Annotated in this window: 24 protein-coding genes; 11 read left to right on the top strand and 13 right to left on the bottom strand. The window is 66.7% G+C overall.

Annotated elements, in window-relative coordinates; all coding sequences use genetic code 11:
- Window positions 1-296: 296 nt before the first annotated feature.
- Together IU452_RS08570 and IU452_RS08565 are read right to left on the bottom strand one after the other, a co-directional pair.
- A complete protein-coding gene (locus tag IU452_RS08570) occupies window positions 297-1,058 on the bottom strand; it encodes a decaprenylphospho-beta-D-erythro-pentofuranosid-2-ulose 2-reductase (protein ID WP_195108418.1) in 762 nt (253 codons plus the stop codon).
- A complete protein-coding gene (locus IU452_RS08565) occupies window positions 1,058-2,512 on the bottom strand; it encodes an FAD-binding oxidoreductase (RefSeq protein WP_195108417.1) in 1,455 nt (484 codons plus the stop codon). Before IU452_RS08565 ends, IU452_RS08570 begins: the two co-directional genes overlap by 1 nt.
- 93 nt (window positions 2,513-2,605) lie before the next feature.
- Here IU452_RS08565 and IU452_RS08560 point away from each other — a divergent pair, with 93 nt between their 5' ends.
- A complete protein-coding gene (locus tag IU452_RS08560; protein ID WP_324192507.1) occupies window positions 2,606-3,067 on the top strand; it encodes a GtrA family protein in 462 nt (153 codons plus the stop codon).
- Window positions 3,068-3,076: 9 nt separating this feature from the next.
- Here IU452_RS08560 and IU452_RS08555 read toward each other — a convergent pair whose 3' ends face one another.
- The 3 genes from IU452_RS08555 to IU452_RS08545 all read right to left on the bottom strand — a co-directional run bounded on the left by IU452_RS08555 (window position 3,077) and on the right by IU452_RS08545 (window position 6,812).
- Window positions 3,077-3,703: a pyridoxamine 5'-phosphate oxidase family protein gene (locus tag IU452_RS08555; protein WP_195108416.1), complete on the bottom strand. Its 627-nt coding sequence runs from the start codon at window positions 3,701-3,703 to the stop codon at window positions 3,077-3,079.
- 323 nt (window positions 3,704-4,026) lie between these two features.
- Entirely contained in the window at window positions 4,027-6,210 is a 2,184-nt protein-coding gene (locus IU452_RS08550) for a molybdopterin-dependent oxidoreductase (RefSeq protein WP_195108415.1), read from the bottom strand.
- A 119-nt stretch (window positions 6,211-6,329) separates the two neighbouring features.
- Complete coding sequence (locus IU452_RS08545; RefSeq protein ID WP_324192506.1) at window positions 6,330-6,812, bottom strand: hypothetical protein; 483 nt, start codon at window positions 6,810-6,812, stop codon at window positions 6,330-6,332.
- 313 nt (window positions 6,813-7,125) lie between these two features.
- On the opposite strand from IU452_RS08545, the gene IU452_RS08540 reads away from it, so the two are divergent.
- Together IU452_RS08540 and IU452_RS08535 are read left to right on the top strand one after the other, a co-directional pair.
- A complete protein-coding gene (locus tag IU452_RS08540) occupies window positions 7,126-7,767 on the top strand; it encodes a DUF4282 domain-containing protein (protein ID WP_195108413.1) in 642 nt (213 codons plus the stop codon).
- Window positions 7,768-7,949: 182 nt separating this feature from the next.
- On the top strand, window positions 7,950-8,822 hold the full coding sequence (locus tag IU452_RS08535) for a helix-turn-helix domain-containing protein (RefSeq protein WP_195108412.1): 873 nt from the start codon (window positions 7,950-7,952) through the stop codon (window positions 8,820-8,822).
- Window positions 8,823-8,825: 3 nt separating this feature from the next.
- Here IU452_RS08535 and IU452_RS08530 read toward each other — a convergent pair whose 3' ends face one another.
- Complete coding sequence (locus IU452_RS08530) at window positions 8,826-9,245, bottom strand: MarR family winged helix-turn-helix transcriptional regulator (RefSeq protein WP_195108411.1); 420 nt, start codon at window positions 9,243-9,245, stop codon at window positions 8,826-8,828.
- Window positions 9,246-9,331: 86 nt separating this feature from the next.
- Here IU452_RS08530 and IU452_RS08525 point away from each other — a divergent pair, with 86 nt between their 5' ends.
- The 3 genes from IU452_RS08525 (at window position 9,332) to IU452_RS08515 (ending at window position 12,435) form a co-directional block, all read left to right on the top strand.
- Window positions 9,332-10,798 carry an MFS transporter gene (locus IU452_RS08525; protein WP_324192505.1) on the top strand — a complete coding sequence of 489 codons (1,467 nt, stop codon included), beginning with the start codon at window positions 9,332-9,334 and terminating at the stop codon, window positions 10,796-10,798.
- Between the two features lie 156 nt (window positions 10,799-10,954).
- Entirely contained in the window at window positions 10,955-11,986 is a 1,032-nt protein-coding gene (locus tag IU452_RS08520; RefSeq protein WP_195108409.1) for a serine hydrolase, read from the top strand.
- On the top strand, window positions 11,983-12,435 hold the full coding sequence (locus IU452_RS08515; RefSeq protein ID WP_195108408.1) for an ArsR/SmtB family transcription factor: 453 nt from the start codon (window positions 11,983-11,985) through the stop codon (window positions 12,433-12,435). Before IU452_RS08520 ends, IU452_RS08515 begins: the two co-directional genes overlap by 4 nt.
- A gap of 86 nt (window positions 12,436-12,521) precedes the next feature.
- Here the strand turns inward: IU452_RS08515 and IU452_RS08510 are convergent, their stop codons facing one another.
- Both IU452_RS08510 and rfbA read right to left on the bottom strand, forming a co-directional pair.
- Window positions 12,522-13,097, bottom strand: coding sequence for a dTDP-4-dehydrorhamnose 3,5-epimerase family protein (locus tag IU452_RS08510; RefSeq protein ID WP_195108961.1), 576 nt, complete (start codon window positions 13,095-13,097; stop codon window positions 12,522-12,524).
- Between the two features lie 2 nt (window positions 13,098-13,099).
- The gene (rfbA, locus tag IU452_RS08505; RefSeq protein WP_195108407.1) at window positions 13,100-13,972 is read right to left on the bottom strand and encodes a glucose-1-phosphate thymidylyltransferase RfbA; all 873 of its coding nucleotides are present in this window, start codon (window positions 13,970-13,972) and stop codon (window positions 13,100-13,102) included.
- A 197-nt stretch (window positions 13,973-14,169) separates the two neighbouring features.
- Between rfbA and IU452_RS08500 the strand changes: the two genes are divergently transcribed.
- Window positions 14,170-15,177 carry an alpha/beta hydrolase gene (locus IU452_RS08500; protein ID WP_324192504.1) on the top strand — a complete coding sequence of 336 codons (1,008 nt, stop codon included), beginning with the start codon at window positions 14,170-14,172 and terminating at the stop codon, window positions 15,175-15,177.
- A gap of 273 nt (window positions 15,178-15,450) precedes the next feature.
- Here the strand turns inward: IU452_RS08500 and IU452_RS08495 are convergent, their stop codons facing one another.
- Entirely contained in the window at window positions 15,451-16,155 is a 705-nt protein-coding gene (locus tag IU452_RS08495) for a hypothetical protein (RefSeq protein WP_195108405.1), read from the bottom strand.
- A gap of 403 nt (window positions 16,156-16,558) precedes the next feature.
- On the opposite strand from IU452_RS08495, the gene rfbB reads away from it, so the two are divergent.
- Window positions 16,559-17,560: a dTDP-glucose 4,6-dehydratase gene (gene rfbB / locus IU452_RS08490; protein WP_195108404.1), complete on the top strand. Its 1,002-nt coding sequence runs from the start codon at window positions 16,559-16,561 to the stop codon at window positions 17,558-17,560.
- A gap of 3 nt (window positions 17,561-17,563) precedes the next feature.
- On the opposite strand, the gene IU452_RS08485 is transcribed toward rfbB, so the two are convergent.
- Entirely contained in the window at window positions 17,564-19,105 is a 1,542-nt protein-coding gene (locus IU452_RS08485; RefSeq protein ID WP_195108403.1) for a DUF2142 domain-containing protein, read from the bottom strand.
- The gene (locus IU452_RS08480) at window positions 19,102-20,070 is read right to left on the bottom strand and encodes a glycosyltransferase (protein WP_195108402.1); all 969 of its coding nucleotides are present in this window, start codon (window positions 20,068-20,070) and stop codon (window positions 19,102-19,104) included. Before IU452_RS08480 ends, IU452_RS08485 begins: the two co-directional genes overlap by 4 nt.
- A gap of 156 nt (window positions 20,071-20,226) precedes the next feature.
- Between IU452_RS08480 and IU452_RS08475 the strand changes: the two genes are divergently transcribed.
- Both IU452_RS08475 and IU452_RS08470 read left to right on the top strand, forming a co-directional pair.
- Window positions 20,227-20,715, top strand: a complete 489-nt coding sequence (locus IU452_RS08475) for a GtrA family protein (RefSeq protein WP_324192503.1) — start codon at window positions 20,227-20,229, stop codon at window positions 20,713-20,715.
- 123 nt (window positions 20,716-20,838) lie between these two features.
- Window positions 20,839-22,734: a glycosyltransferase gene (locus IU452_RS08470; protein ID WP_195108400.1), complete on the top strand. Its 1,896-nt coding sequence runs from the start codon at window positions 20,839-20,841 to the stop codon at window positions 22,732-22,734.
- Window positions 22,735-22,752: 18 nt separating this feature from the next.
- Here the strand turns inward: IU452_RS08470 and IU452_RS08465 are convergent, their stop codons facing one another.
- Window positions 22,753-23,340: a TetR/AcrR family transcriptional regulator gene (locus IU452_RS08465; protein ID WP_195108399.1), complete on the bottom strand. Its 588-nt coding sequence runs from the start codon at window positions 23,338-23,340 to the stop codon at window positions 22,753-22,755.
- A gap of 21 nt (window positions 23,341-23,361) precedes the next feature.
- Between IU452_RS08465 and IU452_RS38015 the strand changes: the two genes are divergently transcribed.
- A complete protein-coding gene (locus tag IU452_RS38015) occupies window positions 23,362-24,255 on the top strand; it encodes a hypothetical protein (protein WP_228817064.1) in 894 nt (297 codons plus the stop codon).
- A gap of 52 nt (window positions 24,256-24,307) precedes the next feature.
- On the opposite strand, the gene IU452_RS08455 is transcribed toward IU452_RS38015, so the two are convergent.
- Window positions 24,308-24,748, bottom strand: coding sequence for a hypothetical protein (locus tag IU452_RS08455; RefSeq protein ID WP_195108398.1), 441 nt, complete (start codon window positions 24,746-24,748; stop codon window positions 24,308-24,310).
- Window positions 24,749-24,795 lie beyond the last annotated feature (47 nt).

Here is a 24,795-nt window from a genome sequence, read left to right as displayed (position 1 = left end):
ATGCTGCCGTTGCACCTGAGAACGGCCCGCCGTCTCACTGGGGCGGGCAATGTGTGCTGTCGCGCTCAGGGGTGAGTCGTCGTCTTGCGGGTGGGCGATGCTGTCGTCGCGCTCAGGGGTGAGTCGCCGTCTTGCAGGGTGGGCGATGCTGCCGTCGCGCCCAGGAGGGGTCGCTATTTCGGCAGAGGTGGGTGCTTCCTGACATCTGTAGGCCAAGGAACAAACGAACGCCCCGGTCCCCTCACATAACCCGCGCCGGCGCCCACTAGGGCGCCGGCGCGGGGTTCTTGTGAGGCCTAGATGGGGAGGCGGCGGAAGAGGGGGCGGGGGATGTGGCGGAGGATCATCATTACCCAGCGGAAGGTGCCGGGGGCCCAGGCGATTTCCTTGCCCTTGTCCGAGGCGGTGACGGCGAGGGCCGCCACGTCTTCCTTGTCGACGGTGAGGGGGGCCTCGTCGACGTGGGCCGAGAAGCGGGTGCGGACCATGCCGGGGCGGATCACGGTGACGCGCGGGCCGTACGGGCGCAGCGCCTCACCGAGGCCGAGGTAGAAGCCGTCCAGGCCGGCCTTGGTCGAGCCGTAGACGAAATTCGAGCGGCGCACTCGCTCACCGGCCACCGACGACATCACGATGATGCGGCCGAAGCCCTGCGCCTTCATCTTCTCCCCGAGCAGCACACCGACGGAAACCGATGCGGTGTAGTTGATCTCGGCGACGCGAACCGCCTTCTGCTGGTTCTGCCACAGCTCTTCCGGATCGCCGTCGAGGGCGAAGGCCACGATCGCGACGTCGATGTCACCGTCGGCCCAGGCGGCCTCGATCACCTTGGGATGGCTCTCGGCATCCAGCGCGTCGAAGTCGATCACCTCGACCTTCGACGCCCCGGCGGCCTCCATCTTCGCCACGGCATCCGCGCGCAGCGGATCGTTGGGCAGCGCCGCGAGAACGATGCGGGCCGGGCCCTTCTTCAGGTACTCGGCGCAGATCGCGAGACCGATCTCCGAGGTGCCACCCAGGAGCAGAATCGCCTGCGGGTTCCCTACCGCGTTGATCACTAGTGCAGCTCCAGCCTTCTCGCCATATCGGACATGAAAACACCTGTGGGATCGACACTTCGGCGGACCTTGATCCACTCGTCGATCCGCGGATACATCTTGTGGAAGGTCTCCGCGGTGGTACGGGAGTCCTTCGCGGTGTAGAGCCGCCCGCCGAATTCCATGACGCGCCGGTCGAGTTCGGTGACGAGCCGGCCCAGGCCCGGCCGGATCGGGAAGTCGCAGCAGATGTTCCACCCCGGCATCGGGAAGCTCAGCGGCGCTTGATTACCCGGCCCGAACAGCTTGAAAACGTTCAGCGCCGAATAGTGCCCGCTGGCCTGGATGTCGATGATGATCTTCTTGAACTCGTCGACGGCCTCGGGCGGAACCACGAACTGGTACTGCAGGAATCCGGCCGGACCGTACGCACGGTTCCACTCCGCAATCATGTCGAGCGGGTGGTAGAACTGCGTGAGGTTCTGGACCTTGCCGGTGTAGTTGCCGCCGAGCGCGTAGTACGCCTCGCCGACCGCACCCAGGGTGAGCTTGTTTGCGGTCCAGCTCGGGAAGATGTTGGGGACCGTCATCAACTGTGGCGCATCGAATTTCAGCGGATGCTTGCGCAGCCGCTTGGGCAGTTCGTCCACCTTCGCCAGCCGACCGCGGGTGATGGTGGCACGCCCCAGTTTCGGCGGCGGATTCATCACGTCGAACCACGCACTCGAGTACGTGTAGTTCGCCTCGCTGCCGTCGCTGTGCGCGGCGATGGTCTCGTCGAGGCTGTGCGTCTTGACGCCGTCGTTGATGAAATACGCCGTCTCGGTCGGCGTCATCTCGATCTGCGCGCGCAGGATGATGCCGGTCAGGCCGTTACCGCCCACGGTCGCCCAGAACAGCTTGGCATTGCGCTTGGGGCTGATGTGCTGCACCTGACCATCCGCGGTGAGCAGATCGATCGAGCGCACATGGTTGCCGAAGCTGCCCTCGCTGTGATGGTTCTTGCCGTGGATATCGGAGGCGATCGCGCCGCCGATGGTCACCTGCCGGGTGCCGGGCAGCACCGGTACCCACAGCCCGAACGGCAGGGCGGCCTTCATCAGCTGGTCCAGGCTCACGCCGCCGTCGACATCGACGACCCGGGTATCGGCATCGATGCGATGGATGCGGTTGAGCGCCGTCATATCGATGACGAGCCCGCCCGCATTCTGCGCATGGTCCCCGTAGGAGCGGCCCAGCCCGCGGGCGATGACACCGCGGCACAGGTGCGCCGGCTTGGATTCGTTGTCCTCCGCGACCATGGTGACGGCTTTGACGATCAGCTCCGGATCGCTGGTCGAAAGCACTTCGGCGGAGGTTGGTGCGGTGCGACCCCATCCGGTCAGCCTGCGGGTGCGCGTCGGAAGCGCGTACGCGCCATCTGCCGCCTTTTCGGCAGAACCCGCGGCGGTGGAGGTCTGAGCTTTCGTGGACATCGGCATAGAGGCTACAGGTATGGCTGAATCTTGGGCCGTTTGTCGCAAGCGTCACTCCAGAGGCGGCAGTGACCAGGGCACGCCGTTAGGCTCGTGCCCGTGACTGCGGAACCCCATCTTCCTCTGCCGCCCGAGCTGCCCCTGGTCGATGAGCCGGGCGGCACGGACGTAGACCTGAAGACGCAGATCATCCGCTTCGTGCTGTCCGGCGGTTTCTCGGCGATCATCGACTTCGGCCTGTACATGCTGCTGCTGGAGGCGGTCGGGTTCCCGGTGGCGGTCGCCAAGTCGATCAGCTTCATCGCGGGGACGACGACCGCCTACCTGATCAACCGGCGCTGGACGTTCCAGGCCGCCCCGAGCCGCAAGCGCTTCCTGGCCGTCGTCGCGCTGTATGCGGTCACTTTCGCGGTCCAGGTGGGCATCAACCAGGTCCTGTTCTACGCGCTGCCCGACTCCTGGTGGCACAAGCCGCTGGCCTTCGTCATCGCCCAGGGCACCGCCACCGTGATCAACTTCATCGTCCAGCGCGCCGTGATCTTCAAGATCAACTAGCGCCGTCCGTCATCCCGGCATGGTTTCCGCCGGAACCCGCGACTCGCCCTTCGCCCCGAAGAAATCGCCTCCCTTGGCGCGGACGTTGTCCGTACCCCACTGCCGCTCCTCCCGGGCGGCGGGAACCAGGTGCGGGATGTGCTTGCGGCAGTGGATGTAGGCCTCCTCGACATCGACCACCACCCAGCGGTCGGGGATGCGGCCGCGCTCGGCGGGCGGCAGGTCGGGGACGCAGCGGCGCAGCGCGTTGTCGTCGACGATGCGGGCCGAGCCGTTGATGTGCAGGCCGATCAGATCGCGCACGAAATCGACCATCAGGATGCCGACATGCGGGTTCTCCAGAATGTTGCCGAGGCTCGCCATCACCCCGTTGCCCCGATACTCTGGATACGCAAGAGTGCGTTCGTCGATGATATGGAGGAAGCCGGGTTTGCCGGCCCGGAAGCTCGCATCGCATTCGCCGTGCTTGTCGGAGGTGGCGATGAAGGCCATATCCATCTGTCGAACGAAGTCGATCATCTGCGGGTTCAACCGATCCAGCACCTGTTCCGCATAGAAACGTTCGGCCCGGTCCTGGGTCCCGAAGCGCTCCTGGAGTTCCCGCTCGCCGTCGCTGCCACATCTCGTACCGGGCATTTCACGTCCCCTCGGGTAGCCGGGATCCGCGCGCGCAAGGCTCCGCACGCATGCGAAATCCTGTAGGACCGAACGTTGTTCGAGTGAGGATGCCCTGCCGCGAGAGCCGCGGCAAGAGCTTGTTTTGCGAGTTGCCGAGTAGATGCTAACGCTCACGAAGCAGTCGCGAGGCCGAGTTCGATTGGAATAGTGGGATTTTCGCAATCCTGCATTGTCTTGGTTGCGCGGTTTGCCCGATCTTGTCCAGGCCGACCGGTCCGTCATCCCCCTTACACATGCAGACCGGTCGGCAATATCGGTTGCCTATCGGTCCCGCCATGCTCCTAGGCGGGGGTCAACGTCACCGGAACCCCGTTGAACACCGCATTCCCCGACGGCACGTCGACCATCGAATCGTCGGTGAGCACATTGGCGTTCACGCCCGCATGCTCCCGCGCCACCGTCTGCGCGCTGTCGGCGTGGCCCCACCCGTGTGGCAGGCTCACCACGCCGGGCATGATCTCCTCGGTCGGCTCCAGCGGCACGGTGAGACTGCCCGCCGCGGATTTGATCACCGCCTGCTCGCCGAGGCCCAGCCGGGAAATATCGTCCGGATGGATGTGCAGGGTGCAGGTGTTGGACCCGCCGACCAGTGTGGACACGTTGTGCATCCAGCTGTTGTTGGAGCGCAACTGCCGTCGGCCGATCAGCACCACCGGCGGTGCCGTCTCGGCGAGTTTGTCGCGCAGCCGGGCGACATCGTCGAGCAGCTGTTGCGGGGCGAGCTCCACCTTCTTCGAGGCCGTCAGCAGCACACCGGGCAGTCGCGGCTGCAGGGGGCCGAGATCGATACCGTGCGGATTGTCCAGCAACACCTGCAAATTCAGCGTGCCGCCATTCCACTCCCCATACGGGCCGAGCCGCAGCATCATGTCGATGCGCTGTTCGGTGCTGTTGTCGCCCAGCAGTTCGCCGCGCCGATCCAGCAGCCCCGCCTTGTGCAGGGTGCCCGCGATGATCAGCTCGTCGACCGATTCCAGCGGATCGCGATCGGGTTCCGGAGCCTGTCCCGATATCGCGACCGCCAGCCGCGCCAGAATCTCCGGCTCCGAGGGGCCGTCGCCCGGGGGCAGTAGCGGCCGTGAATATCGGGCGTAGTTGTGCACCGCGAACTGCAGCAGGGCGAAGTCGTAGTGCGGCGACTGCAGCGTGCGCGGCGGCGGCAGAATGACATCGGCATGCCGGGTGGTCTCGTTGAGATAGCGGTCGACACTGACCATGAAGTCCAATTCGGCCAGGGCCACATCCAGCCGCGCACCGCTGGGCGCCGACAGCACCGGATTGCCCGCGACCGTGATCAACGCCCGCACCTGGCCCTCGCCGGGCGTCAGGATCTCATCGGCCAGCGTCGCGACCGGGAATTCGCCCATGGCCTCGGGCAATCCGCGCACCCGGCTGGTCCAGCGCCCGGTGCGGAACGGGCGAGTGCGGACGATGCCGAGCGCGGCGGCGGTGGCGAACATGGCGCCGCCCGGCCGGTCGAGATTGCCGGTGAGCACGTTGATCACGTCCACCAGCCACTGGGTCAGGGTGCCGAATTCGGCGGTGCAGGTGCCGATGCGGGCGTAGACGGCCGCGGTCGGTGCGGCGGCCAGTTCGCGGGCCAGCCGCACGACGGTCTCGGCCGGTATCCCGGTCCGTTCGGCGACCGCGTCCGGGGTGAATTCTCGTGCTGCCGCGCGAATCTCGTCGATGCCGTTCGCCTCGATCCGCACGTCGGTGAGATTCTCGGCGAACAGCGTGTGCACGATGCCGAACAGCAGATAGGCATCGCTGCCGGGCCGGATGAACAGATGCTCGTCGGCCAGTTTCGCCGTCCGGGTGCGCCGTGGGTCCACCACCACGAGCCGGCCGCCACGCGCGCGCAGCGCCTTCAGCCGCCCCGGGAAATCGGGTGCGGTGCACAGCGAGCCGTTGGACTCCACCGGATTGGCGCCGAGCATCAGCAGATAGTCGGTACGGTCCAGATCCGGGACCGGGACGGTGAGCGGATCACCGAACATCAGTCCCGCGGCCACCTGCTTGGGCATCTGATCGGCGGTGCTGGCGGAATAGAAGTTGCGGGTGCTCAGCGCGCGGATCAGCACCGGCAGGTACATCGCGCCCGCGATGGTGTGGGCATTGGGATTGCCCACATACAGCGCCCCGGCCTGCCTCCCGTGTTCGGTGACCACCGCCGGGAACCGCTCGGCGATCAGGTCGAACGCCTCCTCCCAGGAGGCCGTGCGCCAGGTGTCGGTGGCCCGGTCACGAATCATCGGCTCGCTCAGCCGATCCGGATCCTCGTCCAACCGCCCCAGGCTGGCGCCCTTCGGGCAGATGAACCCCCGGCTGAACGGATCCTCCCGATCTCCGCGCACCCCCACCACATGACCGTGCGCGTCGAGGCTGATCTGCAGCCCGCAGACCGCCTCACACAGCGGGCAGGTACGCAGCATTGTCCGGGTGCCGTCCGTGACGCTCGTCATAGCACCAATCATCTACCGGTTTGCCGAGATGTGAAACGGAAATCTCCGCAAACACCGAGGAGACCGCGGACCCCGCGGTCCACGGCCTCCCGGCTGTTCGGTTCTGTGCGGCTGATCCCTCAGCTGGCGATGGAGGCCAGTTGGGGCTTACGGCCGGAAACGGCTGCACGCACCGCGGCGGCGACGGCGACCACCGGCGGCACCCAGCGGGCCTCGTTCGGGGCCACGCCCCAGCACGCAGAGCCGGCGGACAGCTGGGTCGGGGGCAGCGGGATGCCGTCGCCGTCGGTGTAGACGGTGATGCCGGCCTTGCGCAGCGCCTCCAGCGCCATCGCGGCCTTGCCGACACCGGTGACCAGGTGGATCTCGCGGCGCTCCGGCCCCGGAATCTCGATCACCGGCCCGGACAGGGTGTTGGCCCGCAGGAAGCGGCGCGCGGTGGCGGCGAGTTCGCCGGTGACCTCGATGCCCGCTACGTTCTCGTCGGTGATGAGGCAGACGCCGTTGGCCGTTTCGGCGACCGTCCAGCCGCGCCGGATGTAGTCCTGCGCGCTGGCGGCCAGGGCAGCCGCCGGGACGGAAGTCGGAAACGTCGTACGCACTGTCTTCTCCATTCCCCGGATAAATCAGGTCCTGCTTCGGTGTTCATGGGACTAATCGACCCCGGCCATCGGCGGTGTTACAGGTTCACGAAACTTTCTTGCTCAACGTCGCATTCGTCACAAGATCGCCAAATTGATTCGCCCCGGCTATGACTCGGGGATGGGTGGTTTGTGAACTTTGCACGACAACCACGGTCGGCTTCGGACCTGTGAATCAAATGCGTTGTCGCTGAAAGTTTCCCCTCGGAAGCCCGGGGCAGTCCGGGAGCGGCCGGCGTTGCCGGTCCCGCGTGACCGGGAGAGGATTTGGCATATGACTGATGAGCCCGCCGCACCGGTGCCGGATGAGGGCGACTACGAGGCCGAGCCCCGTCGGCGCGGGAGGTCAGGCCCGGAGGCGGCAGCCCGCGTATCCACGGAGGGCCCCGCCCGCGACGAAATCGGACTCGGCATCGCGTGGCGGGAGTCGGCGACGCGGCGGTTGTCGCGGCAAGTGGAAGAGGACGAGCAGGACAGGCCCGCCGAGCCGTTCCGCAGTCCTGGCGCCTTCGGCGCGTGGGTGCTGGCGGCCGTGCGCGCCCTGTTCGATATCCAGTTCCGCCGTCCCGCGACGCGCACCCTGCTGCCGCTGGCCTACATTCTCGGTCTGGCCTTCGCCTTCGCCGTGCCGATCGTGTCGATCGCGTTGCTGTGGCAGGTGTCGATGCTGCTCGGCCTCGTCTTCGCGGTGGTGGTGGCGGTGCCGCTGGGGCTGACCATCGCGGCGTCGGTGCGGCTGGCCCTGGAATTCCTGGTCAACGCCTCACGACTGGCGAATCGGGTGGAGCACATCAATGCCCTCGCCGACGATCTGTTCCAGGCGCTGTCGGATGTGGCCGAGCCGGTCAACCAACTCTCCGAGGATGTGCGGGCGGTCCAGTTCTGGCGGTTCCGCAAGCGCTCCACCCGTAAGTAAAACTTTTTGGCGCACATGTGCCATCGCGTCCGGTGTCCGGTCGACAGCGTCCGGCGGGCATTGTTGTTGTGCGACAATCCGTTCGCGTATCCGGATGATCGAATCCGGGTACGGCGTAAGGTTTTTGCCGTTCGGCGGGCTGTGCGAGCGAGTACGATCGGCGCACGGACGCAGGGGGAAATATGGCTGTATCTCAGGGGATCACCGGTTCGACGATGCCGCGGCGGCAGTTGGGCCGCCGCCTCCGTGACCTGCGCAATCGCGCCCGCATGACGACGCGGGTGGCGGCGCAGCGGCTGGAATGGTCGGAGGCCAAGATCTGGCGCATCGAGACGGGACAGACCTCCCTGCGCGGCCTCGACGTCGAGGCCATGTGCAAGATCTACGGCGCCCCGGCCGATGTGGTGGAGCCGCTGACCGCATTGGCCCGCGAAACCAAGGCGCGCGGCTGGTGGGCCGAATACGGCGATGTGATCGCGGAAGGTTTCGAGGTGTACATCGGGCTGGAGGAGGCGGCGAGCCGGCTGTGCACCTATGAAAACGAGCTGGTGCCGGGTCTGCTGCAGACCGAGTCCTATACGCGGGCAATGTTGTCCGCCGCGCGGCCGGACATGTCGGCGACCGAAATGGACCGTCGCATCGCGGTCCGTGTCGCGCGTCAGGCCCTGCTCGCCCGCGCCGAGGCGCCGGTGCGGTTGGACGCCGTGATCACCGAATCGATGCTGCGCCGGCGGATCGGCGACCGCGAGGTCACCATCGGCCAGCTCGAGCATCTGCGCCGCATGTGCGATCTGCCCACGGTCGAAATCCGGTTGGTGCCCGACGATTCCGGGTATCACGACGGGCTGAATTCGGGCCGGTTCGTCCTGCTCGAATTCGATACCGAGGCAGGCGATCTCCCGGAACCCCCCGTGGTCTACGTCGAAACCTTCACCGGCTCGGCCTATTTCGACAAGGAACACGAAATCGACCGCTACCGTGCGGCTTTCGCCAGCATCAAGTCGGTGGCCGTCGACGCGCGCGAGGCGATAGATCGCGCCTTGACCACCCTCTGACCGTCACCCCAGCGTGCGCGCGAGCACCTGCCGATGGGTGGGGGCTGCCGCGGCATGGAGCGCCCGCCCCTTGTCGGTGAGGCAGACATAGATGGAGCGGCGGTCGTCGGTGCACATCGTGCGGTCGACCAGGCCCTCGCGTTCCAGCCGGCCGACCGCGCGCGAGAGCGCGCTCTGGCTCAGATAGATATCGCAGGCCAATTCGCTCATGCGGTAGGTCTCGCAGGAGGCGTCCACCAAGCGGTCCAGGGTTTCGAATTCGCTGAGCCCGATGTGGTGCCGGCTCTGCAGCTCCTTCTCCAGGGCGCACGTGACGGCGGCGTGCTTGGCCAAGAGATCGCGCCACTCACTCACCAGTCCGGAATGAGCAGCCTGTTCGGCGGTTCCGGGCCGGTCGACGGACGCTGTCGACGGCTTGGGCATGCGGCCATCTTAGTGGCCACAGCAGTCCTATGCAACCGCATTTAATGCTTGCGCATTTAATGCACGTGCATGTAACGTTCCCGCTCGTGACTTCTACGGCAACACTTCAGGCCGCCGCCGCGGCCGCCACCCGGTGGCCGGCCCGACTCTGGGGCCTATTGATCACCCTGTGCATCGTTCTGTTCCTCGACGGCCTCGACGTGTCGATGGTCGGCGTCGCCCTGCCGTCCATCGGCGGCGAACTCGGCCTGGGCACCTCGACCCTGCAGTGGCTGGTCAGCGGCTACGTCCTGGGGTACGGCGGCCTCCTGCTGCTCGGCGGCCGCACCGCCGATCTGCTCGGCCGCCGCAAGGTCTTCCTGATCGCGCTCGCGGTGTTCGCGGTGGCCTCGCTGGCCGGCGGTCTGGTCAGCTCCGGCCCGCTGCTGATCCTGACCCGCTTCATCAAGGGCCTGGCCGCGGCGTTCACCGCCCCGACCGGCCTGTCGATCATCACCACCAACTTCGCCGAGGGCCCGGCGCGCAACAAGGCCCTGTCCATCTACACCGTGTTCGGTGCGGGCGGCTATTCGATGGGCCTGGTGTTCGGCGGTCTGATGACCGGACTCGGCTGGCGCTGGACCTTCCTGCTCCCCGTGCCGATCGCCTTGGCCGCCTTGGTCGCCGCCGCATTCCTCGTCCCCAAGGACAAGCCCGCCGAGGAGGGTGGACACGATCTGCTGGGTGCGCTGTTCTCCACCGCCGCCATGCTGCTGCTGGTCTACACCGTCGTCTCCGCGCCGGAGGCCGGCTGGGGTTCGGCTCGAACGGTCGGTTCGTTCGCCGCGGTGATCGCGCTGTTCGTGGCCTTCGTCGCGGTCGAGAATCGGGTGCGGCATCCGCTGATTCGCCTCGGCATCCTGCGCAAGGCGTCGCTGGTGCGGGCCAGCCTGGTGATCATCGCCGTGGCGGGCTCCTACTTCAGCTGGCAGTTCATCGTGACCCTGTTCATGCAGGACACCCTGGGCTGGTCGCCGCTGAAGCTGGCCATGGCGCTGCTGCCGGTGGGTCTGCTGGTGGCGCTGTCCTCGGTCTTCTCCGACAAGCTGGTCGACCGGTTCGGCACCGGCCCGATCATCGCGGTCACCACGGTCGTGATGAGCATCGGCTACCTGCTGTTCCTGCGACTGAACACCGAGCCCTCCTACCTCACGATCATCCTGCCCGCGGTGCTGCTGATCGGCATCGGCTGGATCGGCTTCCCGGCCATCAACATCCAGGCCACCAACGGTATCGATGACGACGAGCAGGGCCTGGCCGCCGGTGTGCTGCAGACCTCGATGCAGGTCGGCGCCGCCATCGTGCTGGCGATCAGCACCGCGATCGTCACCTCGGGCACCCACACCGACACCTCCCCGTCCGCAATGCTCGACACCTACAAGCCGGGCCTCCTGTTCGCAGGCGCAGTCAGCATCATCGGCGCCCTGGTAGCCCTGACCCACTTCCTCCCCAAGCGCAAGGCCCCCGGGTCGGTGCTCACCCCCGAGGAGGAGCCAGAACTGGCAGCCGCCTGAGTAACGAAACGCGAAAGCCGCGGTACGCGAACCAGATTCGCCTACCGCGGCTTTCGTCTACGAACCGATACCCCTGAGACGCCTCGACATCGACCGTTGCGACGACTACCGTCTGATTGTCCGCTATTACGGAATTACGGATTTACGGGAGTGGGAATGCTGCGCAAGCTCGCAATCGTCGTCGCCGCGTCGCTGCCCACGCTCGCGGGGTGCTCGAACCATCCGACCACGGACAAGGCGTGCGCACCGATCCCGGCCGCGGGCGTGACCTCGGCCGAGGGGTGGCTGGGCCAGATCCACCAGGATCCGGACAACATCTCGATCGCCGTCGACGACGGGCACGGTCGCACCGTAGGACGTCGCGTCGACGACCAGCAGCCCATCGCCTCGGCTGTGAAGGTCGTCCCGCTGGCGGCCTACGCCCGCGCGGTCGCGGCGGGAACACTCGACCCGCAGGAACGCATCCCCGTCACCGAATGGGAGCGCTGGTACTTCCCGGGCACCGACGGGGCGGCGCACGAACACGCACGGACCCGGCTGCCCGGAGACACGGTCACCCTCGACCAGATGGTCAGCGCGATGATCCGCGAAAGTGACAACGCTGTTCCGGATTACCTGCGCGACCGCCTCGGCGACCGTGCGCTGATCGACGCCGCCGACGCGGGCGGGTGGCACGATTACCTGCCGTCCTCGAAACTCGGCGACGTGATTCGCTTGCTCGAGCCAGGGGTCGGCGACGCGTGGACCGCGGCGCGACGCTATGCCAACGACCAGGCGTATCGCGCTGCGATGCAATCGAAACCACTGCCGCCGTCCTACGATTATTTAGCGTCGTGGGCCCACACGACACCGACAGGATCGGCACGCCAACTTGCGTCGATGCACCGTGCGATCGCCACCGGCAGCTTCGGTCCCGGCGCGGATATCGCGCGCGCACAACTGGAATGGCAACCGGCGCCGGACGGGTTCGTTGCGATGGGCTTCAAGGGCGGTTCGTATCCCGGCATCCTGACCGATGCGTTCTACCTGCGCCGCGCTGACGGCACCGTCGCGACCGCGGTTCTGCTCAATCGCCATATGTCGGAGACCGAGTATTTCACCGCGCTGGAAAGTTACAGCTGGCAGGAACTGCTCATCCGCGCCATGGCAGAGCCGGATATGTTGTTCCGGTTAACGTGTGCCGTATGACCGATGTCGAGGCCAAGCTCGCCGAGTTGGAGGCGCGGATTGAAGCCCTGGAGGGGCGCCCCCGCACCGACGACTCCGCGCGCGGATTCATCGAATACCACGGCAGCGTCGACTTCAACGGCGAACTCGACTGGACCATCCGCTACAGCGCGGCATCGGTACTCCAACTGCCCGCCAACGCTCGGGTCGAAGTGCTCGCCGCGCTCGGACATCCAGTCCGGCAGGCACTGGTCCAGACGCTCCTAGACGGTCCGCGCACGAGTACCGAGCTGGCGGAAGCCGTCGGCCTCACCTCCACCGGCCAGCTCTATCACCACATGCGCGCGCTATCGTCGGCAAAGATCGTCGAACAGCACGGCCGCGGCACCTATCACATACCCGCATCCAAAGTCGTTCCGATATTGGTCCTGATGACTGCCGCAGTCGACATCGCCGACCTGTTGCAGTGACAGCTGAGCCGCGCGCTCAACGAACGTTTGGTTGAAGAAAAGCGCTGATACGGGTGAAAGTGGTGGGGCTGTGGCGAGACAGCGCGTTATTCCGGCTCCTTGTCCGGAAACAGAGCCCTCAGTGGAGGTGCGGCGGCATCCTTCGCGGAGCGGATGAAGGTCAGGGGTTGGCCGCCACGCCCGATGGTCGGCCAGTCGATACCCAGATCCGGATCGAAAGCGTCGAGGTCGTGGTCGAATTCGGGGGAGTACTCGAGTGAGCACAGGTAGATGACCGTGGACTCGTCCTCGAGGGACAGCAGGGCATGGCCCAGGCCCTCGGACAGGAATACGGAGCGGCGGTGGACGTCGTCGATCACCACGCTGTCCCAGGCGCCGAAGGTTGGTGAGCCGGGGCGCAGGTCCACTACGACGTCCACGAATGCTCCGCGCGGGCAGGTCACGTACTTGGCCTGTCCGGGGGGATCCTCGGTGTAGTGGATGCCGCGCAGGACGCCCGCGGCCGAGGTGGAGGTGTTGACCTGCAACAGGTCGAACGGGCGGCCGACCACCTTCTCGAATTCCGAGGCCTTGAACGTCTCGGCGAAGATGCCGCGCTCGTCGCCGCGCAGGGTCGGGGTGAACTCCCACGCACCCGGTACCGCGAGTTCCCGAATCTGCATACTCACCAATCCCGTCCACGTTCCAGCAATCCGAGCAGATAGCTGCCGTAACCGGACCGGACGAGCGGTTCGGCCAGCCGGCAGAGCTGTTCGTCGTCGATGAAGCCCATCCGCCAGGCGACCTCCTCGGGCACCCCGATCTTCAGGCCCTGCCGCTCCTCGATGGTCCGCACGTAGTTGGACGCGTCCAGCAGCGAATCGAAGGTGCCGGTGTCCAGCCAGGCGGTGCCGCGAGCCAATACATCGACCTGCAGTCGGCCCTGCTCCAGGTAGGTGCGGTTGATATCGGTGATCTCGTATTCGCCCCGCGCCGAGGGTTGCAGGCCGCGCGCGATCTCGACCACGTCGTTGTCGTAGAAATACAGCCCCGGAATGGCGTAGTTGGAGCGCGGCAGCTTCGGTTTCTCCTCGATGGAAATGGCCTTACCGCCGGAGAATTCGACCACGCCGTAGGCACTGGGGTCCGAGACCCAGTAGGCGAACACCGCGCCGCCGTCCAGCCCCTGGAACCGGCGCAACCGGGTGCCCAGTCCTGGCCCGTGAAAGATATTGTCGCCCAGCACGAGTGCGGCGGAGTCGGTGCCGATGTGGTCCGCGCCCAGCACGAACGCCCGGGCCAACCCGTCCGGTTCGGGCTGCACGACGTAGCTGAGCGCCACGCCGTACTGCGATCCGTCGCCCAGCAGCCGCCGGAACGACTCCGCGTCCTCCGGGGTGGTGATCACCAGGATGTCCCGGATGTCGGCCAGCATGAGAGTCGACAGCGGGTAGTACACCATCGGCTTGTCGTAGACCGGGACCAGCTGTTTGCTCACCCCGCGCGTGATCGGGTGTAACCGGGATCCGGTGCCTCCGGCCAGGATGATTCCGCGCATGTCACGCAAGTCTGCCAGCCGCGCCGCGGTGGGGCTCGACGAGGTTCCGACTCGACCGCGAAACGATCACGAAGGTTTGTGCGGCCGCGGATCGGACGATAAATGTTAGGTAGGTCACTTTGCGTCAGCGCCGACAGCACCGCCGGGATTCCGGCTGCCGGTGATCGGCGCGCCGGGAACGAGGTAGGTGCACGATGGTGGCGATCCCGATCGGTGAAGCGGTGCGTGAGACCGGTCCCGGCGTGGTGGTGAATCCGGATCGAATCAGCCTGCACTCGCAGGCGTTGCTGCTGGCCTGCCGCGGTGTGGTCGGTCCGGTCGTGCGCCGCTATCCCATCTATCCGCACACCATGCCGCTGGCTCGTCAGCTGATCGACCGGCTGTCGGTGCTGCGGCCGCAGCCGCGCGGGGTGGAACGGGAACAGGTGCGGCTGCGCGGATTCCGGATGGAGATCATCCGGCCGGGTGGAGCGCGCCGGGCACTGCGGGACGGCGTGGTGATGTACATGCACGGCGGCGGCTTCTTCCTGTGCGGCCTGGATTCGCATCGCCCGATCGCGGCGAGTCTGGCCCGGCGCACCGGACTTCCGGTCGTGAACGTCGAATATCGCCAGGTGCCCGCCACCTCCATCGCCGGGTCCATCGAGGACTGCCTGACCGCCTACCGCTGGTTACTGCGCCGCGGTGTCGATCCGGCGCGGATCGTATTCGCCGGTGATTCGGCCGGTGGCTACCTGACCTTTGCCACGGCGCTGCGGGCGATCGAGGCCGGATTACCGGCACCGGCGGGTCTGGTGGGGCTCTCGCCGCTGCTGGATCTGGACCACAAGGCCAAGCGGGGCTATGTGAATGTCGCTCGCGACGCCTACATTCCGATGTCGGCGGTGCGGCGGATGATTCGGTACGGCGCCGAGGTGGACGGCCGGGTGGACCCGATGCTGTCGCCGGTGAACGGCGCCCTGTCCGGGCTGCCGCCCGCGCTGCTGATCGTCGGCGAGGACGAATTGCTCCGCTACGACTGCGAACTGATGTCCGAACGCCTCACCGCGGCGGGCGTGCCGCACTCCCTCGAACTGTGGCGCGGCCAGGTCCACGCCTTCATGAGCATCCTCCCGAACCTCCCGGAAAGCCGGGCCGCCCTGGCCCGAGCAGCCCGCTTCGTCCGGGCCCGCATCGAGCCCACCCCCATAGCCCGCACAGCCTGACCCCGCAGCCTGAATGAAGCACCCCCGTGCAGCGGATGCTGGGCGGGGGTGCTGCTCTGCCAGAACTACGAATCCCCCTGCGCTGCATGCAACGGCGAACCCCACATCGCAAACGATGATCCCGCGTGGCGAACGATGATCCCCATGTGGCGGCGAATCCCACGTGGCGAATGGGCGAATCCTCTACGGGGAGACCAACGAGTCCCGCACGGCGCCAACGACGAATCCCCTGCCCGGACGAAGTCCGGGCAGGGGGCCGTTGCCGGGATGGAATTACTTGGCCGGGGGAGTGAACGGCTGGTTGATGGTGGTGAAGTACTGGATCACCGCGGCGATGGCGACCGGGGTGGTGATCAGGATGGTGCCGACCAGTGCGAAGGCACCGGCCAGGGCGGCGCCGCCGATGAGGCAGCCGGCGAGCGGGCCCGCGCCCAGCAGGGTGGCCAGCGGGCCGGTGAGGGCGGTGCCGGCGATGGCGCCGAGACCACAGCCGATGATGCCGCCGATGACGCCGGAGATGATCGACGAGGCGGTGGCACCCAGACCGATGGTGTCCTTCATCCGGTTGAAGGCATCCTTCTCACGGTCGTAGGGGGTCTTCCACTGGGCCTGGTCTTCGAACGGCAGCGCGACCGGCTTGTAGACCGCGTGCTCGACATCGAGCTTCGGGGTCAGGGTGGCGGTCTTGTCCTTGATCTCGGCCGCCACCGGGAAGACATAGTCGTCGACGCGGAACTCGAGCGGAGTTCCGGCCATCACGGTGCCGTCGGCGGCCTTGATCTTCAGCGCGTGGTCCTCCACGGCCACCGAACCGGCATCGGCGGTCAGGGAGATGCTCTTCTTCTGCTCATCGATCTTGTAGGAGACGTTGACGCCCGCGGGGGCCTTCTGCGCCGGCGCGGCGTGGACGGTGCCTGCGGCGACGCCCAGCGCGGCGATCAGCATGGCCGACGTCGCGGCGAATTTCCTCATCAGCATTTTGTTGGAACCTCGGTAGAGAGTGGTTCAGGGGGACATGAGAATCGAAATCCAGCTCAGCTAACGCGCGGTGAACCCACTGTGTCCGCACATTCAAATTTTGTTCACCATTGGCTCCTTGCGGCCGGTTAGCCGCGCGAAACATCCAGTACGCGTAGGGGGTTGGGGCGCTGCCACCGGCCGTGAGTCCGTAAGAGCCACTAGGGGATCAGTGGCGAAGGTCACAAGTTGGCCGATTATTGCCGATCGAAAATGATCTCGCTTCTGTCGATAGCGAATACCGATAGTGAGATATCTGGAGAAATTACTTCCAACTGGTGATAATTTCTGCTTTTGCCCGTCCGGGTTTTCGCCCCTCCGGGCTGTCGTGGCGGCCCCGACGGACACGTTAAGGTTGACGATCGTGCGACTGCTCGTAACCGGGGGCGCGGGGTTCATCGGCGCCAACTTCGTCCATCAGACCGTCGCGGAACGGCCCGGCACCGAGGTGGTGGTGCTCGACGCCCTCACCTATGCCGGTAACCGGGCCTCGCTCGCGCCCATCGCCGACCGGATCGAGTTCGTCCAGGGCGATATCGCCGATCTGGAGCTGGTCGACAGACTCGTCTCCGGTGTGGACGCGGTGGTGCATTTCGCCGCCGAATCGCACAACGACAACTCGCTGGCCCGGCCGTGGCCGTTCGTGCAGACCAACATCGTCGGCACCTATTCGCTGCTCGAGGCGGTGCGCCGCCACGACGTGCGCTACCACCACATCTCCACCGACGAGGTGTACGGCGACCTCGACGCCGACGATCCCGCCTTCGACGAGACCACCCCGTACAACCCGTCCAGTCCGTATTCGGCGACGAAGGCGTCCAGTGATCTGCTGGTGCGCGCATGGGTGCGCTCGTTCGGAGTGCGGGCGACCATCTCCAACTGCAGCAACAACTACGGGCCCTATCAACACGTGGAGAAGTTCATTCCGCGCCAGATCACCAACCTGATCGACGGGGTGCGGCCGCGGCTGTACGGTGCCGGACATCAGGTGCGCGATTGGATCCACGTCGACGACCACAACCGCGCGGTCTGGCTGATCCTGGAGCGCGGGCGCATCGGGCAGACGTACCTGATCGGTGCGGACGGCGAACTCGACAACAAGTCCGTGGTGCAACTGCTCCTGGCCGAATTCGGCCGCGACCCCGACGATTTCGACCACGTCACCGACCGGCGCGGCCATGATCAGCGCTACGCCATCGATGCGAGCCTGCTGCGCAGCGAACTCGGCTGGGAGCCACGGTATCCCGATTTCCGCTCGGGCCTGGCCGCGACCATCGCCTGGTATCGCGAGAACGAGGCCTGGTGGCGCCCGCAGAAGGAAGCCACCGAACGCGCCTACGCCGCCGCGGGCGAAAAGGTGCTGTAGACCTTATCCCCAGACGAGGAAGTTGTACTTCAGCACCGCCGCGATCAACGCGACGACCGTCGCCACCACGATCGTGATCGCGGGCCCACGCATCGGCGTCACCCCGCGAGCATTGGTCAGCCGCAACGGAATCCACTGCAGCAACACCGCGACGCCCGCGACGGCCAACGGCACGAAGTACCGCCCCTGCACCCCATCGACCAGGTAGTAGTCGACGGGCGAGAACGACATGTACAACGTCACGTAGATCATCGCGACACTGGCCGCCACCGTGAGCGCCACGATCACCGTCCGCAGCCGCGGCGCCGAGAACCGCTCGGCGATCCCGACACTCACCGCGAAGGCCAGCAGGCAGGCCAGGATCGTCAAGGCCGGAACATCGATGTAGGCGAAGCCGAGTTCCCCGAAGAACTGGGTGAACCAGCGCTGATCCCGATACCAGACGCTGTCGACGAAGGTGCTCAGGAAATGCCCGGGGTGGCTGAAGATTCCGTCCAGCTGATCACTCGGGCGCACCGAATGCCATTGCGCCGGTGGCCGCATCAGGCCCATGCCGTCGGTCGTGGGCGCGGCGATCTTCATCCACACCGCGAACAGTGCGGCGCCCAGTGCCGCACCGCACCACGGCAGCCAGCGCAACCAGTTCCCGAATCGGTACTGCCGGGCCGGAATCAACACCACGAGCATGGCCAGCAGGACATAGGTCGGCTTGCTCAGCGGCAGGGCGATCGTCGCGGCCAGCGCCGCGGCGGTCTCCCACCGCGTCAGCTCCGCCCGCAGGAACAGGCCCTTCACCAGCAGGCACGACACCAGGATCGCCAGTGCGTTGGTCAGGGTGTCCGCCGTGACCGTCCCGGCCTGGAACAGCGCGATCGGCAGCACGGCGACGGTGAACGCCAGCCACTGCACCCGATAGCCGCGCAGGGCGCGCAGCGCGAAGGCGACGACGGCCAGATAGGCGACCAGCCCGGCCAACCGGGTCAGCTCCACCGTCGCGCCCACGCTCAGGTCGAGGGCCTGCGCCAGCCGAATGCCCACCGCCGCAGGCACATACGGGACGGGGGAGTATGCGGCGGTATTGGTGAACCAGACCGGCGTGGCCACCGTGGTGGTCACCGGTCCCGAACCGAGCAGGTCGTAGGCGACGGGGTCGGCGACCATCGGATCCGGCTCGCCCGGATTGTGGTTGTAGTCGTCGAAGGCGTAGCTCATCAGGCCGTCGATGCTCGCCGGGATATCGCCGCCGTAGGCGACACCGCGGTCGTCGGCGATCCGATGCGGCGTGAAACCGCCGTGCGCCACCTGGTAGGCCCGGCCGAACTGGGTGATCTCGTCGTGGCCCCAGAACGGCGGGGTGACGACGGAGAAGATCACGCCGAAGGCAGCGGCCACGACGACGAACGCGGCCGCGCCCAGGCCGATGTGCCGCTGCACCCAGTGCACCGCCCGGCTCAGTACCGCCGTGGCGGAGGCCGGTGCGGTGGGTCGCTGATCGAGAACAGGCGTCGGGTCGCTCGTCGTTTCCCGCTCGGCCTGGGTGGTCATCGGGGGGCCTGTTCCGCGTGGTCCGGCGCCTGGGCGCCGACCGCGGCATAGCGCAGATACATCAGGCGCGCGGCCTCGTGCCGGGACCGGCGGATGCCGTCGAGGATCAGGCCCGCCGTCCACGCCAGGCTGCCCAGCAGCAGCAGGGTGAAGCCGAGGAACAGCGTCGGGAACCGCGGCACCTCGTGAATCTGGTAGAACTCCACGACGATCGGCACGATCAGGATCACCGACAGCAGCCAGGCCAGCGTGCCGAACAGGCCGTAGAACGCGACCGGTCGCTCGTGCCGGGCCAGTCCGATGATCAGCGCCAGAATCTTGAAACCGTCGTGATAGGTGCGCAGCTTGCTCTCGCTGCCCGCCGGGCGATCCCGGAAACCGACCGGCACCTGGGTCTGCGGCACCCGCAGGTGCAGCGAATGCACGGTCAGCTCGGTCTCGATCTCGAATTCGCGCGACACCGCCGGGAAGCTCTTGACGAATCGGCGGGAGAACACCCGGTAGCCCGACAGCATGTCCTCGACGTTCTCGCCGAACACCTTGCCGACCACGCCGTTGAGCACCTTGTTGCCGGTTTCGTGGCCGGTCCGGTAGGCCTGCGCGCCCTCGTCCTGTTTGCGCACGCCCAGCACGTGGTCGTAGGGACCCTCCAGCAGGGTCTTGATCATCAGCGGCGCCGCGAACGCGTCGTAGGTGTCGTCGCCATCGATCATCAGATAGACGTCGGCCTCGATGTCGGCGAAGGCCCGGCGCACCACATTGCCCTTGCCCTTGGTGGTTTCGGTGCGCACGATCGCCCCGGCCTCGCGGGCCCGCTCGGCGGTCGCGTCGGTACTGAGGTTGTCGTAGACATACACGACGATGCCCGGCACGGCGGCCTTGAGGTCCGTGACGACCTTGGCGACCGCGGCCTCCTCGTTGTGGCAGGGCACCACTGCGGCGATACGAAGCTCGGTGGGGTCCACCCCGTCAATCCCTCATTGATTTCGAAACCGGACGGTGAAATACGAACACCGGGAGGGTACAGGGCAGTCGCCTGGGCCCGCCCGGTAACCCTCACTGTATTGAGATACCCGTCCTGCCCATGCGGTACCGTCGGCCGGGTGTCGAGAGGTGAGATCGTGACCGAGCAGGGGGAGTCGACCGGCGTGTCCCCGCTCGCCGAGGTGGCGGCCGCGATCCGCAAAGGCGGGGCTTTCCTGGTCGTCGGCGCGGTCGGTTTCCTGGTCGATGCCGGGACCTACAACCTGCTGGTCTTCGCCGGTGGGGAAGGGGTGCTGTATCACGCGCCGCTCCCGGCCAAGATCATTGCGATCGGGGTGGCCACGGTGGTCACCTACTTCGGCAACAAATGGTGGACCTTCGCGCACAAGAAGGGCGGCAGCCCCGCCCGCGAATACCTGCTCTACGCGCTGTTCAATGTGATCGCCATCGGCCTGCAGCTGGGCTGCCTGGGGTTCTCCCGCTATGTGCTGGAGCTGTCGTCGCCGCTGTCGGACAACATCTCGGGCACGCTGATCGGCCAGATCGTGGCCGTGCTGTTCCGCTACTGGGCCTACGACAAGTTCGTGTTCACCGGGGCCTCGAAGCGGGCCGTGGTGGTCGAGTGAGTTGCGCACCTCTCGCAATGCCGGTCTGAGAGCAGATTGATATTCTTCAGCCCGCCGCGCCCGTGACCGGTGCGTCCAGAAATGTCGGGCTTTCGAACGTCGAGGATGTCGAGGGAAATCCATATGGACCAGTCGGCTGGCCAGGCCGTGACCGCAACAGAGAACGACCGGCGAATCGCCGACCCCGCGCCCGCGGCTCTGCGGGCCGACCACCAGGCTCCCGACCGGCTCGTGCTGCAGCGCGGCGTCTTCACCGGGCCCTCACCGAAGATCAGCGACGAGCTGTACGCCGTGGTCAAGGGCAAGGCGCACCGGGAGCGGCTGGCGTTGCGGCTGGACAAGGGCGGTCGGCTGCACACCAACACCTACTTCGGCCGGTTCGCGGCCAGCTACTGGCAGCGCTGGACGACGGTGACCGAGGTCGAGGTCGGTATGACCCTCGAGGTGGGCGATCGGGCCCGAGTTCGGCTGGCCGCCTCCGATATCGCCGGGCATCGCCGCATCATCGATAGCGCGGATGTGCATGCCGACGGTCGCGTGGTGCTGCGGGCGCCGCTGGATCAGTACGTCGACGGTGGCGCGCTGTGGCTGGAATTCGATGCCGTCGGCGGCGAACTCGCGATCGGCGAACTGACCTGGACCGCGACCGCGCCGGATCATGTTCGCCCCGTTGCCATTGCGATCTGCACCTTCAACCGCGCCGAGGATTGTGCGCACACCGTGGCGGCGCTGGCCTCGGATCCGACCGTGCTGGCCGCGATCGATGCGGTGTACGTCGTCGACCAGGGCACCGATCTGGTCGAGAACCGGCCGCTGTATCGGGAGACCGCGCCGAAGTTCGGTGACAAGCTGCGGTATCTGCGCCAGCCCAATCTCGGTGGTGCGGGCGGTTTCACGCGCGGACTGTACGAGGTGTCGGCGGCCAACGAGCATGCCGATGTGATCCTGATGGACGACGACATTCTGTGTGAGCCGGAAACCGTCGTGCGGCTCAACGCCTTCGCGAATATGACGGTGGAGCCGACCCTGGTCGGCGCGCAGATGCTGTTCCTGCTCAACCCCGACTATCTGAATGTCGGTGCCGAGGAGACGAATCTGGCGATCCTGCGGCACGGCCAGAAGGTGTCGAAGGCGTTGCGCAACACCAGCATGCTCAAGAAGCATCAGGAGCGGCGGGTCGACGCCGGCTACAACGCGTGGTGGACGTGTCTCATCCCCGCCGAGGTGGTGGCGCGAATCGGGCTGCCGATTCCGCTGTTCTTCCAGTGGGACGATGTCGAATTCGGCTTGCGCGCCCGCGAACACGGCTTCGTCACCGTGACCCTGCCGAATGCGGCGGTGTGGCATGCCGACTTCTACTGGAAGGATTACGACGACTGGGCGCGCTACTTCTCCTCGCGCAATTCGCTCATCGTCTCCGCTCTGCACACCGAGCTGGATCCGAAAAAGGTTACCCGCCAGCTGTTCCGGGAGATCAGCGAGATGCTGGTCGCCATGCAGTACGGCCTGGCCCACACCACGCTGCAGGGCATCGAAGACTTCCTGAAGGGTCCGCAGGTGCTACAGGACGGTGGTGTGGCGGCGCTCGCGGCCGCCCGGTCCACCCGGGCCGACTATCCGGAGACGATCAAACATCCGGCCGCGACCGCGCCGATCACCAATGCCGAGGTGCAGGTGCGCCGCGCCAGCGGTGAGCCCAGCCGTCCGCTGCTGGTGCTGATCAAGCGCGCGATCCAGCAGTGGACCGGCCGCGTCCAGCCCGGCACGGTCGCGGTCACCCGCGAGGACGCCTACTGGTGGCACGTCTCCCTGTTCGACCACGTCGTCGTCACCGACGCCTCCCAATCCGGCGTCCGAATCCGCAAGCGCGACAAGGCCAGGGCCCGCGCCCTCCTCCTGCGCACCTACCGCGCCCTCCGTCGCCTCCGCCGCGACCTCCCCACCCTCACCCACCAATACCGCTCCGCCATGCCCACCCTCACCAGCCGAGAAAACTGGGAACGCCTCTACGGCATCTGACCCCGGTACGTCTCGGAATCAGGGGTGGTTGGTGAGGAGGGTGCGGGTGGCTTCGGCTATTTCGGTGGGGAGCCAGGGGGGGACGCCGGTGCGGGCGTGGCGGCGGAGGGCGGCGTAGGGGAGGTCTACTACGGCTAGGGCCAGGTGGTTGATGGTGCGTTCGTCGTCGGTGCCGTAGAGCTGTTCGGTCAGGACGTGGAGGCGCTCTATCAAGGGGGCGTTCATGCGGTCCAGGCGTTCGCGGAGGTCGGTGTCGGGTTCGCCGTCGAGGAGGTCGCGGGGGCGCAGTTGGAGGAGCAAGCTGGCGTCGTCGGGGAGGTCTCGGGCGAACTCGATGGTGGCGACGGCCATGGCTACGGCGGCCTCCATGGGGTCGGTGTGGTCGCCGGCCGTCATTGCCCGCTGTTGGAATCGCTCGAGGGCGCGGATCCAGGTGGCGACGAGGACGCCGTTTCGGTTGCCGAAGCGGTGATACAGCGTGCCGACCGGGGCGCCGCTCGCGGCGGCGATGGCGGCGACGCCGGCCGCGCGGGGGCCGTCGCGCAGCACCAGCGTGCGCGCGGCGTCGAGGATCACATCGGTGTCGTGCTTGCGAGGCGGAGCCATATACTAGTACGTTCCTTCTATATGGAGCGCTTGCCCTATATTGACCGGCATACCAGAGTAATCGCAGCGGATCCGGAACGAGTATGGGACGCGCTGTGGCGCTCCATGGGCGAGGATTCCGCGGGGCGGCCCAGGTCGAGCACCTTCGCCCCGACCGAGCAGGACCCGCCCCGGCGATTGGTGCTGGAGGGGTCCCACCGATTCTCGCGGTATGCGCTGATACTCACCCTCGACGAGCTGTCACCCGGACGGACCCGCCTCGCCGCCGAGACGAGGGCCGAATTTCCGGGTCTGCCGGGACGAATCTATCGGGCGCTGGTCATCGGGAGCGGCGGGCACGCCACGATCATGCGCGGCATTCTGTGGCGTCTTGCGGCCGGGGTCGAAGGGCGCCGCGGTGTCGTTCCGGGCCAGGTATGGGGTACCAGGCCGGACGAGATCGCCGCCGAATTACCCTGTGACAGCGAATTTTCCGGCCCGGTGACGGTCTGTGACCGTGCGATCTCGATAGCCGCCCCACCGGAGCTGGTCTTCGCCTGGGTGTGCCAGCTGCGGGCCGCGCCGTACAGCTATGATCTGCTGGACAATTTCGGCCGCCGCAGTCCCCGGCAGCGCTCGCCCGAGCTGACGAATCTCGCTGTGGGACAAGATTTCATGGGCCAGTTCCGGCTCGTCTCGTTCGCTTCGCCGCGGCACGTCACGCTCCATTCGCCGATAGTCGAGGTGACCTATGCCGTGCACCCGGACGGCGCCGGCAGCAGGTTGCATGTCCGGGTGCGTTTCCGTGGCCGCCCATTGCTGCTCGCACCGCTGGTGTTCGGCGATTTCATCATGATGCGCAAGCAGTTGCTGACCTTGAAGGAACTGGCCGAACGCGAGGCGCGGGAATCCGCTGGAACATCGGTTCGTGATTGAAAACGGCTGCGGGACAACGCCTCAGGCATTGTCCCGCATCGGTGTGCTCGGATCAGGATCCGGCCGAACCCGACGACGGCGCCGGTTGCGGGTCGTTGTCGACGACCGCGCTGAGATACTCGATCTTCGTAGGGTGCTGTGGGATGAACCGGCCCGGTTCGAATTCGGACGGCTGATGTTCCCACTTGCCGTCGGGTCCCATCCGGTCCGGCCGATGTTCCCAGTGGCCCGGCTCCTGGCGGGGGGCGCACCCGAAGTCGTCCAGGAATCGAGTGCTGTGCTCCGCGACGTAACGGGTGGTCGTATACGTGCCGTTCCAGCACGTCACCGCGACCTCCACCCGGTACATGTCATCGGTGTCGTTGCGGCAGGTGTTCTTCTCGCAGGACAGGCCGGGTGCCAACTCCTCGGCGGTCGCCTGCGGTGCGAGCACGCCGACCGTGGCCGCCAGCACGGCGGCGGTGCCGAGGCCGAACTTCAACCGCTGACCCATCTTTATCACTCCTAATCCGTAGCCCCGACCCGAAATCCACGCTACCG

Source organism: Nocardia transvalensis, assembly GCF_015477765.1.
In the GTDB taxonomy this organism is placed as follows: domain Bacteria; phylum Actinomycetota; class Actinomycetes; order Mycobacteriales; family Mycobacteriaceae; genus Nocardia; species Nocardia transvalensis_A.
This window is presented reverse-complemented; position numbering and strand designations above follow the sequence as displayed.